Genomic DNA, 11,577 nt, shown 5'->3' with positions numbered 1-11,577 from the left:
TTTGATTGCAGAGATGAAGGACATGGCAGAACAGAACCGTCGTCTGAGGAAGATGTACGCCGAGATGAGCATGCAGAATGAGCTGCTGAAGGAAGCCCTTGGAAAAAAGTCTTAAGGCCGTCTCGCAGACGAGAGATGGCTATGAATGCAGTCATGCAGCGGGGTACCAGTATCGCGCTTGCTTGCGGCACCTTCCAAATCAGTGAGACTTGCTATCGCTACAGCCCAGCCTTGAGCGACGAGAACGAGGAGATCGCCGATTGGTTGGAACGGTTGACGGCGAACAAGCGCACCTGGGGCTTTGGGCTGTGCTTTTTGTACCTGCGCAACGTGCAAGGCTATGGCTGGAACCACAAACGGGTCTACCGGATCTACTGCGAGACGTGCCTGCGCCTTTGCAACTTGCCCGAGGCCGACCAAGGAAAACAGTGCGACAATGGCGCTGCCCATCAGAAACTCGCGAAGTGATGGATTTGGTTTCAAGATTTCTCCTTTCGCGGCGATGATCTTGATGACTTGCGTTGACCATGATCGTTCCAGTAGCAGGACGGTCAACGGCGACAAATCTACTAGTTTGCACCACTTTACATCGACCGAATGCACGGCTGCGATCTGGCCAATCACCGCAAAGTCGCGTGTCGCGTGTCGCGGGGCAAGTGCTACGATTTCGACAGTGACCAGAGTAGGTTAAGTCATTCCCTGTTGGGAGTGGGCCAGCGAGGTGCGAGTTAAACCCAGCAACCCACCTGCTCCCCAATGCCAAACCGCCTCTTTGTAGGAAGAGCGGGCGGTGGATGTTGCGAGGCCGGGACAAGGACCGCCAGTGCTGCGTCCGATGACTGCAAAGTGGCCCGACCTTTATCTTTCGGCTTGTATTCTGCCTCGGTTAACGCAGATCCTTCCGTGGTTAGAATGGTGGCAGGATAGGTGTAGAAATCAGATATGAACTGACATGGATCATGGACGTTGTAGTCTTCGCCATGGCAATCATGATCAACAGCCTTGCTTATGCGATGGCTTTGACCGGCGAGAAGCCTTGGATGATTAGAAAGATCTTGGATGCTCAACGATCCATATGAAGCCCTGGGCCTGACCAAAACGGCCTCAGCAGACGAAATCAAAAAGGCTTATCGCAAGCTGGTGCGTGAAAGTCACCCGGATCTCCACCCAGACAATCCTGCTGCCGAAGCACGGTTCAAAGCGATTGCGGGCGCATATGATCTCCTGAAGGACCCCGAGACCCGCGCACGTTTCGACGCCGGAGAGATTGATGCCCTCGGCGCCGAACGTCCACGGCGACCATATTACCGCGATTTTGCTGACGCCTCTGACAATTCCTATCGGGAGGAGCGCGGTTTTGGGCCGAATGCTGATCCTGCAGACATATTTGCAGAAATTCTGCGCAACCGGGGGCGAACACCCGACGGTGAAGACTTTAGGGGGCGTGGTTTCTCGGCAAGCGGCCCGGATGTTCGCTATTCACTGAAGGTGCCTTTTCTAGAAGCTGTAAGCGGAGGTGAAACCCGCATCACACTCCCTGATGGCCAGAGCCTTGCCGTCAAGATACCCCGTGGCACCGAAGACGGCCAAACCCTGCGATTGCGGGGCAAAGGGGGCGCTGGCTTTGGCGGCGGCCCGGTCGGGGATGCGCTGATCACAATTTTGGTGCGACCTCATTCGATATTCCGCCGCGAAGGAGATGACATTCTATTGACGCTACCAATCACTATTGATGAGGCTGTTCTTGGCGGTCCGGTGAAAGTGCCGACGATTGACGGTCCCGTCAGCCTAAATATCCCCCCGGCGGCAAGTTCGGGCCGGGTTTTGCGCTTGAGGGGCCGCGGAGTTGCACCTGTGGGGAAAAAGAAAAAGGGTGATCAGAGAGTTGAACTAAAAATTATTGTATCACCGAATATGGACTCAGAGCTGCGTGACTTCCTCTTGGAATGGCGTAAAACCCATCCCTTCGACCCGCGGGCAGAGATGCTGAAAGGGGCTGATTTATGACTGACCGATTTTCTGAAGATGAGATTGTAACCAACATCACCCGGCTATCCCGCCGACAGTTGGTCCGCTTCGTCGAAATCGAATTGATCAAACCCCAAGTTGAGGATGGCGGATACGTTTTTCGCAGCATTGATGTCGCGCGATTGGAGCTACTGTGCGATTTGGTCCACGACCTTGACCTAGATGAAACCGCCCTAAGTATCGTGATCTCGCTTATTGATCAGTTACACACCGCGCGACAGGACCTCGCGGCTGTGGCGGGCGCGATCAAAGCCCTGCCTGTTGATCTGCAGGCGCGCATTGTGGCTGAACTGACAGGACCCTGAGTGTCGTTCCCTACCATCTATCCTCTGCATTGACGCCTATGGTTCTCAGCGCGATCTTGGACGATTAAAGCCGCTACTTTATCTCGGGGAAGCTTTGCACCAACATGGGGGCGAAAGATGTGACAGACACTCTGGACCTCGCTTTGCAGGCATCTGGCTGCGATCAGGTTCACACCGCTCACAAGCCACGTCTGCTCAGCAACAATCGCTCCATTTACGTATCAGGTGATCTGGCTTAGTGGCTACAAGGCAAAGGCATGAAGCACTTTCGTGGTGCGCCGTATCACCTGCAAACGCAGGGTGAAATTGAGCGATCGCATTAGACCTTGATGAACCGCATCCTCTTGGAAAACTACTTCCTGCACGGCGATCCCGAAGCCCAAGTCGCAGCCTTCGTCGACTGCTACAACCATCAGCGATATCACGAGAGCCTGAACAACGTCATGCCGGTTGACGTATACTTCGGCCACGACAAAGCCATCCTGAGACAACGAGAACGGGTAAGACGAAAGAGGCTCGAAACGCGCCGCTTGCATCACAGACAACACGCCGCATAATCAAACCAACGAGATGAGCAAAACTCTCTCTTAAATTAAGCCGCTCTTGGTTCTAAGAGCTCCGACGACGGACAGTGCAATGATGGCCTCTTCGTCGGTCGGAATGACAAGTACGTCGACGCCCGATTCCGCCGAGTTGATGTGCGTAGCGTTGCGGTCGTTCTCGCCCTCAGCGAGGTCAACTCCCATCCACTCAAGACGGTCACAAATCAGACTGCGAACAAGCGCAGAATTCTCGCCGATCCCGGCCGTGAAGACGAGCGCATCAAGACCACCAATTGTCGCGGCGAGAGCAGCCAGCTCGCTTGCGGCACGGTAGCAAAACAAATCAATCGCCTCACGCGCCTGAGGTGCTGCGCTCGCTTGCAGGGTCGCCATGTTGTTGCTGATCCCTGATACACCCAATAGACCAGACTCTTTGTATAAAACTTGCGCGACCTCGTCATTGCTCATGTTCATATTGTCCATCAAATATAGCACTACACCAGGGTCAAGCGCGCCGGATCGCCGACCCATCATCAGCCCGTCAAGCGCAGTGAAGCCCATGCTGGTGGCAACGCTACGGCGCGTTTTCATAGCGCACATGCTGGCACCATTGCCTAGATGGGCCACTATCACGCGCTCGTCCGCCCGATCACCGAGATGCAGCGGCATGATGCCTGCGATGTACTCATAGGACAGCCCATGAAATCCGTAGCGAATGATGCCTTGATCAGTCATGGCGCGGGGAAGTGCGAAAAGCTGCGCGAGCCTGTCTTGGGTGCGGTGAAAGCTTGTATCGAAACAGGCAATCTGTGGAAGACCGGGGGCGGCGGCTTCCACGCATCGGATCGCCGTCAAGTTGTGGGGTTGGTGTAGGGGGGCCAACGGCACGAGTGTTTCGAGTTCGGCAAGGAGCGCGTCAGTGACCTGTGCCGGACCTATATGATCACGCCCGCCATGCACGACACGATGACCGGCAGCTTTGATGGTGACACCCCCCTGATAGGTCCTCAACCAATCGAGGAGTGTGGGAATGAGATCGTCATGCCCTGCGGACGCGTGAAGGGTCATGCAGGCCTCTGGCGGCAAAAGAACTCCCTCTGCATCTTGCGCCACAAAAACCGGGCTGTTTCCTATCCCGTTGATTTTGCCGCGCACGATCGGGGTTTGCGTGTTTTCTTCATCTGGATACAGCGCAAATTTCAAACTCGAAGATCCGGCGTTCAGTACAAGTATGGCGTCGGTCATGAAGCCTCCTGTGCCCTGTGGCTCACGAAGAGCTGGGCCAGTGCACAGGAGGCAAGCCTTGCGACCCTGCTATCAGCGCGACTTGTCAGGATGATCGGCACCTGCGCGCCCAGAACGATGCCCGCTGCATTTGCACCGGCCAGATAGATCTGCTGTTTGGCCATCATGTTCGCCGATTCTAAGTCGGGTGCGACCAATTGATCGGCGATACCCGCGACGTCCGATACAATACCTTTGACCGCCTCCGCTGCTGGAGAGATGGCGTTGTCGAAGGCCAGCGGGCCATCGAGTAGGCCTCCGGTGATCTGGCCTCGGTCGGCCATTTTGCAAAGTGCTGCCGCACCCAGCGTTGAGGCAATCCGGGGGGTGACGGTTTCGACCGCCGAAAGGATCGCCACTTTTGGAAGATTGATCCCAAGGGTGCGGGCAAGGTCGATGACGTTCTGAACAATGTCGCGTTTGATCGCGAGGTAGGGCGCTATGTTAATAGCTGCATCGGTGATAAGCAGCTGCTTTGGATAGATGGGTACATCCAGCACATAGATATGGCTCATCCTTCGTTCGGTGCGTAGACTGTAGGCTGGGTCAACCACGGCTTCCATAATCTCATCAGTATGCAGCGCCCCTTTCATCAAAGCCGCCACTTCACCCGTTCTTGCAAGGGCGACTGCGGCCGCCGCTGCGGCGTGGCTGTGCGGCGCATTGATAATATCAATCCCGTCAAGGTCGCGCCCTGCCGCCGATGCTACAGCTTCGATCCTGACTTTTGGTCCGATCAGAACCGGGATTATAATGCCTTGGCGTGCGGCCTCCAGCGCGCTGGTTAGTGATGCCGAATCGCAAGGATGCACAACGCCTGTTCGGATGGGGTCCAGAGGGTCGGTCGCGGCCAACAGCCTCGCATATTGTGCGCGTTGAGTGTGCAAATGGACCTCGGGCAGGACGACGCGAGGGCGGCGCACCTTTTCGCTTGGGGCAATGACTGGGGCCACACCTTCGATCACGACTTTGTCGTGTTGGTTGAGGCACGAGCATGCGAGCTTTACGTGGCCTTTGTCCTGTTTGTCCGTCACTTCAACCCGCACGGTGACAGTATCGCCCAGCCCCACAGGTAAGACGAACTTCAGGCGCTGATTGAGAAAGATAGTGCCGGGCCCCGGTAGTTCTGTCCCCAAGACAGCCGAGATCAGCGCGCCGCCCCACACCCCATGGGCAATCACCCCGTGGAAGATGTCGGTCTTTGCATAGTCCGCATCAACATGCGCCGGATTAACATCACCTGACATCACCGAAAACAGTTCGATATCCTGCGGTTTTAGCGTCCGTGTCAGTGTGGCGATGTCTCCAACCGTGATCGCGTCGTAGGTCTTATTCTCGATGTATTGCATGGGTGCGACAGCTGCATCTGGATTAAGCGCTGACATGCAGGCCTCCATGGATATAGGAGATATCGCCGGAAACGCGTTTGGCACCGTCACTTGCCAGCATCACAGCCATGGCGCCAACGTCCTCAATTGTAACACGGCACTGTTGTGGCGCGCGCATTCGTGCCGCGACGATCAATGTGTCGAAATGCCCGATGCCCAACCCGGCCCGCGTCTGAAGTGGTCCCGGGGAGATGGCGTTCACGCGGATCTGGCGGGTGCCTAGCTCTATGGCAAGGGCGCGCGCTGTGCCTTCCAGCGCTGCTTTCGCCGGCCCCATGATGTTGTGGTGGTCCGCGACCTTCTCCGGCCGCGACGATGCGTCGTTTGTAGGGGGTAATTTAGCTTCTGGTTTCAGGGACGATGCGGTCGTCTTTTGAGGTTGAGATTTGACCATCTTGACTTGCTTAGGCATAGGCTTCCTTCACTTGAAGGCGCGAAAAGCGCATCATTTCCCAATGTTGTAGATTTGGCGCTGCACTGCGAAATTGATCTGGGTAAGTCTTTCGTCCGGTTATGTAGGTTAATTCCCTTGCTTCACTTCAGACAGAGCAGACACTCTGATTACCACGCGGCGTCCGCGGCGGCTGCACCAGTACTCAGTTCGATTATCTCGGCCGTGATGGCCTCTTGCCTGACGCGGCGCAGCGTCGCCTGAAACGTCTCTAGTTCGCGCGCGATCTGGCTACCTGCCGCAGTCATCGCTTCCATCCGCGCCTCGTTTTCGGCGGCAAAGGCGTGGAGCGCGGCCTTGCAGACCTGCGCATTGAAGTAGTCCTGCCCCAACGCGGCAATGAGGGTGTCCTGAGGTAGCTGCATCAGGGGGCGTTCTGCCGTGGTGGGTGGAAGATCAGCCAAATCAATTGGAAAAAGCCGCTTTCTGATTAGGGTGGGGCGCCCTGATGCCCAGCCGGTAAAAAGAACGTCCAGCCCGTCGATGCGACCCTCGGCCACTGCGTCATAGATTGCTGTCGTGATCTGGTCGGCCAGTTTGGGAATGCCGGGCGTGTGCGAGGGTAGGGGCGCTGTCCAGTGAGGCGTGATCCCACGGGCAGCCGCGATAGACAGGCCCCGCGCGCCTATCAGAAAAAGGGAGGCGGGATTAGGCTCGCCCTCAATACTGTCGAGCACCCGTTCGCTGAAAGCGCCTGCGAACCCCTGCTCGGAACAAAAGATGAGCAGGCCAAGCCTGTCTGCGGCGCAGGTGTCCCCTTTTATTATATCATTGTTGAGCACGCGCGACATGGCACCTGCGATGGACGCGGCATAACTGTCGACTGCGACAACCTGTGTGCGGGCAACATGCGCCCGCGCGGCTGCGATACCTTTCATAGCATTCACCACAGCACCCAGCTGGCGGATGCCATCGATCCGGGCACTGATATCAGCCAGCCGTTCGGTCATGGGCTGGCAGGTGCGGCGATGCTTGGGGCCGCCTCGGTCTTAGCATCTGATAGGGAAGCGGTGAAACGGGTAAGCGCCTTTTTCAATGCCTTGCGCATTTTCTCATCTAACTCTCCCGTCTCTGTAATCCCGCGCACGGTCTCCGGTGCGTCCCTGTCCAGCATAGCAGGTAGTCCCGCCCGAAATTGGACAACCGCAGTCAGAGGTAAGGCATCCAGAAACCCCGCTTGAACGGCAAGCAGGAGCGCCACCTCATCGGCCAGGCGAAGCGGCGCATTCTGAGGCTGACGCAGGATTGCGCGGATCCTTTCCCCGCGTCTGAGTTGGTCGCGAACGCGACCTTCGGGCATGCCCCCGAACCGGGTAAACACCTCGAGCTCCAGAAACTGCGCATAGTCGAGCCGCAGCGTGCCGGCCGCTTCGCGCAGGACAGGCGCCTGGGTCTTGCCGCCCACACGGCTGACGCTCAGCCCCACATCCACAGCCGGTTTCTGCCCCTGATGGAACAGATCCGCATCCAGCACGATCTGCCCGTCCGTGATCGAGATCAGGTTGGTCGGGATGTAGGCCGACAGGTTCCCCGCATCGGTTTCCGCGATCGGCAAGGCGGTCAAGGACCCGCCGCCACGCGCCTTGGACAGCTTGGCCGCCCGCTCAAGCAGGCGGGCGTGGATGTAGAACACGTCCCCCGGATAGGCCTCGCGCCCCGGAGATTGCCGGGTCAGAAGGGCGATCTCGCGGTGGGTGGCGGCGTGTTTGGACAGATCGTCGATCACAACGAGGGCGTGACCGCCCTTGTCTCGGAAATATTCCGCCATCGTCAAACCCGCATAGGGCGCGATCCATTGCAGCCCCGGCGCCGAGGCGGAGCCCGCGACCATCACGATGCAGCGCGCGAAATTCCCATGCGCCTGAAGCGCGTCGATGGCGCGGCGCACGCTCGATGTCTTTTGCCCCACAGCGACATAGACGCAGATCATGTCGCTGTCGCGCTGCGCGATCATCGCGTCTGTGGCCAGAGTGGTCTTGCCGGTGGAATGGTCGCCGACGATCAACTCGCGCTGGCCCCGGCCAAGCGCGAACAGCGTGTCCATCACGAGTATCCCGGTCTGCACCGGCTGGGTCACGAGATCGCGTTCGATGATCGATGGTGCCGGACGCTCGATCGGCCATCGCTCATCTGCCGCGATCGCCCCCTTTCCGTCCAACGGGCGGCCCATTGGGTCGACGATACGCCCGAGCAATGACTCTCCGACAGGCGCGCTCACCACTTCGCCCGTCCCGAAGACGGCATCTCCTGACTCGACCTTTGTAGCGGCGTCAATGAACACGCAGCCAATCAGATCTGGGTCCAGAACCCGCGCGAACCCGAATTGGCCGCCCTCGAACCGCAGAACCTCGTCAAGTCGAACATCGCGCAAGCCCGAGATCATCGCCACACCGTCCCCGATCTCTTCGACACGGCCTCTGTGTTCGGGGCGCGGTCCCAGTGCCGCGCGATGCACTGCGCCTTGCGCTGATGCGGCCCAGTCTAGCGTATCAGCCGGCATTCTCGACCTCCTTCAGGATGTTCTCAAGGTCGGCCCGCCAGCTGTTGTGAAGCACGAAATGCGCGCTGCGGAGCTCGAGTCCGGCGATCAGGTCGGGCTCGGTAACAAGGCGAAACCTGGGCGCGCCGCCCAACGCATCCTTTACCGCTTGTTCAATCTCGGCCCCTTCCGCTCCCTCCGGGTCTGTCGCGGTGATGATCTCGATATCGCCTGCCGATGCTATCAGCGCCGCTCGGTCGGAGTCGGACATGCCCGCAACAGCCTCGATAAGTTGCGCAAGGAACGCGTCCTGAACCGCAGGCGTGTTGAACTGACCCAGAAGCCGCGCTGCAATCTCGACCGAAAGCTCGGCGGCCGTCGCCGCGTTTTCCTTCCGTGCGGTATTCCGGTCACGGTCAATGGCCGTGCGCGCGGCCGCCAGTAGTGTATCTGCTTTGGTTTGCGCATCCTTCCGCGCGGCTTTCGCGACTGTGTCCGCCGCCGCCTTGGCCTCGGCAAGTATGGCATCACGTTGCGCCGCGATGCTTGTGCGGGCCTCAGCGACCTCTGCCAGGGCCGCATCGGCTTTTGCCTGTGCTGTCTTGCCTTCATCCAGCATGGCCTCCGCCGCTACCTGGCGCCGGGCGATGGCCCCGGCGACCGGACGCCAGAACACGCGGCTAAGAAGCCAGACGAGGATCAGGACGTTGATGGCCTGAAGACCCAGTCCCCACCAATCGAGCGTCATGCGCTCATGCCAGTAGCGGGTTGGCGAAGAGCAGCAGGAGCGCAATCACCAGACAATAGATTGCCGTCGTCTCGATCATCGCAAGCCCAACGAACAGCGTGCGCGAAATCGTGTTTGCGGCATCGGGCTGACGGGCAATGGCATCCATCGCGGCGGCAACGGCGCGCCCCTCGGCAAGTGCGGGGCCGATAGCGCCGAAAGACACCGCGAAGGCGGCGCAGAAGATACTGGCAAGCGGAGCATAGTCCATCATGAATCCTTTTTCGTTGGGGAAGGGGCAAGGTCGGTATTCGGTGGGGTGCGTGCGCCGCCCTCGACCGCGGAGGCAATGAACACCATCGCCAGCACTGCGAAGATGTAGGCCTGCACCAGCCCGGTCAGCAGATCGAGCGCCATCAATGGGATCGGTACCAGCAGGCCCGCCAGCGAGGCGACGATGCCAATGATGAACACCCCGCTCATCACGTTGCCGAACAGGCGGACGAACATGGAAAAGACCCGCGTCAGGCTTTGCAGGATGTTGAGCGGGATCATCACCGGGTTGGGCGCGGCGAAGGATTTCAGCCAGCCGAACACACCCCCGGCGCGTATGCCAAACCAGATCACGGACAGGAACACCAGAACGGCGAGGGCGGCATCGGTTTCAAGCTGTGCGGTCGGCGGCTCGACCCCCGGCACAAGCGAGGACCAGTTCGCGACGAGGATGAACAGAAAGAGCGTGCCGATGAATCCGCGATAGGGTGCGGGGGCGGCGCCCGTTGTCTCGGTAATCTGGGTGTCTAGCGTGGCGACCATCAGCTCCAGCGCGGCCTGCCGCCGGGTTGGTCTGAGGTCTAAACGGCGCGTCAGGGCAAAAGCCCCGATCACCAGTATCGTCATGATCGCCCATGTCGTGACGATGGCTTGCGTGATCGGAACCGGTCCGATCTGGAACAGGACGGTGGAGTCGAGGGGAGAGTTCATGTTTGGATATCCCCCATCCTGCGAAGCATTATCCACTTGGCGCAGAGGACCCCCGCAAACGCCGCCAGCAGGGCAAGGCCGCCAAAGAGTACGGCCATAAAGAACCCGGTGGCCAGAAGCGAAATGCGTCCCAAGGTCAGGGCAATGGCCCGTAGGGGTTCACCCCCGTTGACGAGAATTTTGGCTGTCTCGCGAAGCGCGCGGAAATAACCATATCCGATGAAGAGCCCGCCCAGAAAGCATACCGGAAGAAGCACGAATAGCGGGAGAGTAGTGAGATCGGTCATCGCGCGTTCATCCATCTCCAAGCGGTCCAGCCGCCAATGCAAAGCCCGAGCAGCATCATCGGCGCGCTCCAGAAGATGCCCGTCTCAAACTGCGCATCAAGCCAGCGTCCGAAGAACAGGCCTGCCAGGGTCGGCACCACGAAGATCCAGCCCAGCACGCCGATCTGCGCCAAACGTCGACCGACGGACAAGTCACCTTCGCGCAGCCACCGCTCGTGTCGGCTGCGATGCTTGCGGATTTCCTCGATCAGAGGATCGGTTTCGGGGGGCTCCGATGGGTTTTCGGTCATCGGAACTGTCCCGTGTCTGCGCCCTGGCGCAACCTGCTTATCATCTGCCGGATGGCGTCCATCTGCAGTCGCATCGTCTCGACATGCTCAACCCGTTCTTCGTCGGTATCCGACTTGAAGCGAGCCAGAACCTCCGCGTCCAGCGTGGCCAGATCGTCGCCCGCCACCGCCTCGCGGGTAGCGATCGCGACGGTCCTACCGCCGGTCACGGTCAGCAACCCGCCGCGCAAGGCGCAGAACCGCTCGAGCCCGGCGGTTTTCCAGCTGAGGATGGAAACCGCGAGCACGGTCAGGAACGGGGCATGGCCGGGCCGAATGCCGAAGCTGCCGCTGGCATCCTGAGCCCGCAAGCTGTCGGCATCCTCATCCACAACGACGGACAGGGGGGTCACGATCCGCAATCTCATGCCGCGGCCTCGGCGTCGGTGGCGTCTGACGCATTTGCGGCAGCCTCTTTCTTTCTTGCGTCCTCCAGCGTGCCGACCATGTAGAGCGAGCTTTCGGACCACTCGTCGGCCTCGCCGTCCAGTATGGCGCGGCACCCCGACAAGGTCTCGGCAAGCGGCACGCTGGCGCCCGGCGTACCAGTAAAGGCCTCTGTCACCATGAAAGGCTGGGTGAGGAACCGCTGCAACCGTCGTGCTCGCTTCACAATCAGGCGGTCGGCGGTGCCCAGTTCCTCGACCCCTAGCAGCGAAATGATGTCGGTCAACTCGCGGAACCGTGCCAGTGTCTGACGGACCTCTTCGGCGATCTGGTAGTGGTCGCCGCCGACAACCAGCGGATCGAGCAGCATGGAAGACGATCCCAGC

General features: G+C 59.3%; 14 protein-coding genes and 2 pseudogenes. 4 read left to right on the top strand and 12 right to left on the bottom strand.

Going from position 1 to position 11,577, the window contains the following annotated elements; translation table 11 throughout:
* The 4 genes and pseudogenes from AC221Y_RS13270 to AC221Y_RS13255 all read left to right on the top strand — a co-directional run.
* Positions 1–396 (top strand): annotated as a pseudogene (locus tag AC221Y_RS13270) (IS3 family transposase); the annotation flags it as partial.
* 663 nt (positions 397–1,059) lie between these two features.
* Positions 1,060–2,007: a DnaJ C-terminal domain-containing protein gene (locus AC221Y_RS13265; protein ID WP_299755600.1), complete on the top strand. Its 948-nt coding sequence runs from the start codon at positions 1,060–1,062 to the stop codon at positions 2,005–2,007.
* Complete coding sequence (locus AC221Y_RS13260) at positions 2,004–2,333, top strand: chaperone modulator CbpM (RefSeq protein WP_299755601.1); 330 nt, start codon at positions 2,004–2,006, stop codon at positions 2,331–2,333. The genes AC221Y_RS13265 and AC221Y_RS13260 overlap by 4 nt, the downstream gene beginning before the upstream one ends.
* Positions 2,334–2,377: 44 nt before the next feature.
* Positions 2,378–2,890 (top strand): annotated as a pseudogene (locus tag AC221Y_RS13255) (integrase core domain-containing protein); the annotation flags it as partial.
* 30 nt (positions 2,891–2,920) lie between these two features.
* On the opposite strand, the gene AC221Y_RS13250 reads toward AC221Y_RS13255, so the two are convergent.
* The 12 genes from AC221Y_RS13250 to AC221Y_RS13195 form a co-directional block, all read right to left on the bottom strand.
* A complete protein-coding gene (locus AC221Y_RS13250; RefSeq protein ID WP_299755604.1) occupies positions 2,921–4,120 on the bottom strand; it encodes an acetate/propionate family kinase in 1,200 nt (399 codons plus the stop codon).
* Complete coding sequence (locus AC221Y_RS13245) at positions 4,117–5,544, bottom strand: bifunctional enoyl-CoA hydratase/phosphate acetyltransferase (protein ID WP_299755607.1); 1,428 nt, start codon at positions 5,542–5,544, stop codon at positions 4,117–4,119. Before AC221Y_RS13245 ends, AC221Y_RS13250 begins: the two co-directional genes overlap by 4 nt.
* Positions 5,531–5,959: an SDR family oxidoreductase gene (locus tag AC221Y_RS13240; protein WP_299755609.1), complete on the bottom strand. Its 429-nt coding sequence runs from the start codon at positions 5,957–5,959 to the stop codon at positions 5,531–5,533. The genes AC221Y_RS13245 and AC221Y_RS13240 overlap by 14 nt, the downstream gene beginning before the upstream one ends.
* 149 nt (positions 5,960–6,108) lie before the next feature.
* Positions 6,109–6,948: a F0F1 ATP synthase subunit gamma gene (locus AC221Y_RS13235; RefSeq protein WP_299755611.1), complete on the bottom strand. Its 840-nt coding sequence runs from the start codon at positions 6,946–6,948 to the stop codon at positions 6,109–6,111.
* Positions 6,945–8,498, bottom strand: a complete 1,554-nt coding sequence (locus AC221Y_RS13230; RefSeq protein WP_486707495.1) for a F0F1 ATP synthase subunit alpha — start codon at positions 8,496–8,498, stop codon at positions 6,945–6,947. Before AC221Y_RS13230 ends, AC221Y_RS13235 begins: the two co-directional genes overlap by 4 nt.
* The gene (locus tag AC221Y_RS13225) at positions 8,488–9,225 is read right to left on the bottom strand and encodes a F0F1 ATP synthase subunit B (protein ID WP_299755615.1); all 738 of its coding nucleotides are present in this window, start codon (positions 9,223–9,225) and stop codon (positions 8,488–8,490) included. The genes AC221Y_RS13230 and AC221Y_RS13225 overlap by 11 nt, the downstream gene beginning before the upstream one ends.
* Before the next feature lie 4 nt (positions 9,226–9,229).
* Positions 9,230–9,475, bottom strand: coding sequence for a F0F1 ATP synthase subunit C (locus AC221Y_RS13220; RefSeq protein ID WP_486707496.1), 246 nt, complete (start codon positions 9,473–9,475; stop codon positions 9,230–9,232).
* Entirely contained in the window at positions 9,475–10,188 is a 714-nt protein-coding gene (locus AC221Y_RS13215) for a F0F1 ATP synthase subunit A (protein ID WP_299755618.1), read from the bottom strand. The genes AC221Y_RS13220 and AC221Y_RS13215 overlap by 1 nt, the downstream gene beginning before the upstream one ends.
* Positions 10,185–10,475 (bottom strand): ATP synthase subunit I, encoded by a 291-nt coding sequence (locus AC221Y_RS13210; RefSeq protein WP_299755621.1) that lies wholly within the window; start codon positions 10,473–10,475, stop codon positions 10,185–10,187. Before AC221Y_RS13210 ends, AC221Y_RS13215 begins: the two co-directional genes overlap by 4 nt.
* Positions 10,472–10,765 (bottom strand): AtpZ/AtpI family protein, encoded by a 294-nt coding sequence (locus AC221Y_RS13205; RefSeq protein ID WP_299755624.1) that lies wholly within the window; start codon positions 10,763–10,765, stop codon positions 10,472–10,474. The genes AC221Y_RS13210 and AC221Y_RS13205 overlap by 4 nt, the downstream gene beginning before the upstream one ends.
* Positions 10,762–11,172, bottom strand: a complete 411-nt coding sequence (locus AC221Y_RS13200) for a F0F1 ATP synthase subunit epsilon (protein ID WP_486707494.1) — start codon at positions 11,170–11,172, stop codon at positions 10,762–10,764. The genes AC221Y_RS13205 and AC221Y_RS13200 overlap by 4 nt, the downstream gene beginning before the upstream one ends.
* The coding region (locus tag AC221Y_RS13195; RefSeq protein WP_486707493.1) for an ATP synthase beta subunit C-terminal domain-containing protein at positions 11,169–11,577 on the bottom strand (409 nt) is incomplete at its 5' end. The genes AC221Y_RS13200 and AC221Y_RS13195, both read right to left, overlap by 4 nt.

Source organism: Boseongicola sp. (genome assembly GCF_057460485.1).
The sequence above is the reverse complement of the archived record's forward strand: the minus strand, read 5'-3'. Positions and strand labels throughout refer to the sequence as shown.

Excerpts from the sequence above, each read along its gene's own strand:
- AC221Y_RS13265 (WP_299755600.1), top strand. The coding sequence starts at position 1,060 with ATGCTCAACGATCCATATGAAGCCCTGGGCCTGACCAAAACGGCCTCA.
- AC221Y_RS13260 (WP_299755601.1), top strand. The coding sequence starts at position 2,004 with ATGACTGACCGATTTTCTGAAGATGAGATTGTAACCAACATCACCCGG.
- AC221Y_RS13250 (WP_299755604.1), bottom strand. The coding sequence starts at position 4,120 with ATGACCGACGCCATACTTGTACTGAACGCCGGATCTTCGAGTTTGAAA.
- AC221Y_RS13245 (WP_299755607.1), bottom strand. The coding sequence starts at position 5,544 with ATGTCAGCGCTTAATCCAGATGCAGCTGTCGCACCCATGCAATACATC.
- AC221Y_RS13240 (WP_299755609.1), bottom strand. The coding sequence starts at position 5,959 with ATGCCTAAGCAAGTCAAGATGGTCAAATCTCAACCTCAAAAGACGACC.
- AC221Y_RS13235 (WP_299755611.1), bottom strand. The coding sequence starts at position 6,948 with ATGACCGAACGGCTGGCTGATATCAGTGCCCGGATCGATGGCATCCGC.
- AC221Y_RS13230 (WP_486707495.1), bottom strand. The coding sequence starts at position 8,498 with ATGCCGGCTGATACGCTAGACTGGGCCGCATCAGCGCAAGGCGCAGTG.
- AC221Y_RS13225 (WP_299755615.1), bottom strand. The coding sequence starts at position 9,225 with ATGACGCTCGATTGGTGGGGACTGGGTCTTCAGGCCATCAACGTCCTG.
- AC221Y_RS13220 (WP_486707496.1), bottom strand. The coding sequence starts at position 9,475 with ATGGACTATGCTCCGCTTGCCAGTATCTTCTGCGCCGCCTTCGCGGTG.
- AC221Y_RS13215 (WP_299755618.1), bottom strand. The coding sequence starts at position 10,188 with ATGAACTCTCCCCTCGACTCCACCGTCCTGTTCCAGATCGGACCGGTT.
- AC221Y_RS13210 (WP_299755621.1), bottom strand. The coding sequence starts at position 10,475 with ATGACCGATCTCACTACTCTCCCGCTATTCGTGCTTCTTCCGGTATGC.
- AC221Y_RS13205 (WP_299755624.1), bottom strand. The coding sequence starts at position 10,765 with ATGACCGAAAACCCATCGGAGCCCCCCGAAACCGATCCTCTGATCGAG.
- AC221Y_RS13200 (WP_486707494.1), bottom strand. The coding sequence starts at position 11,172 with ATGAGATTGCGGATCGTGACCCCCCTGTCCGTCGTTGTGGATGAGGAT.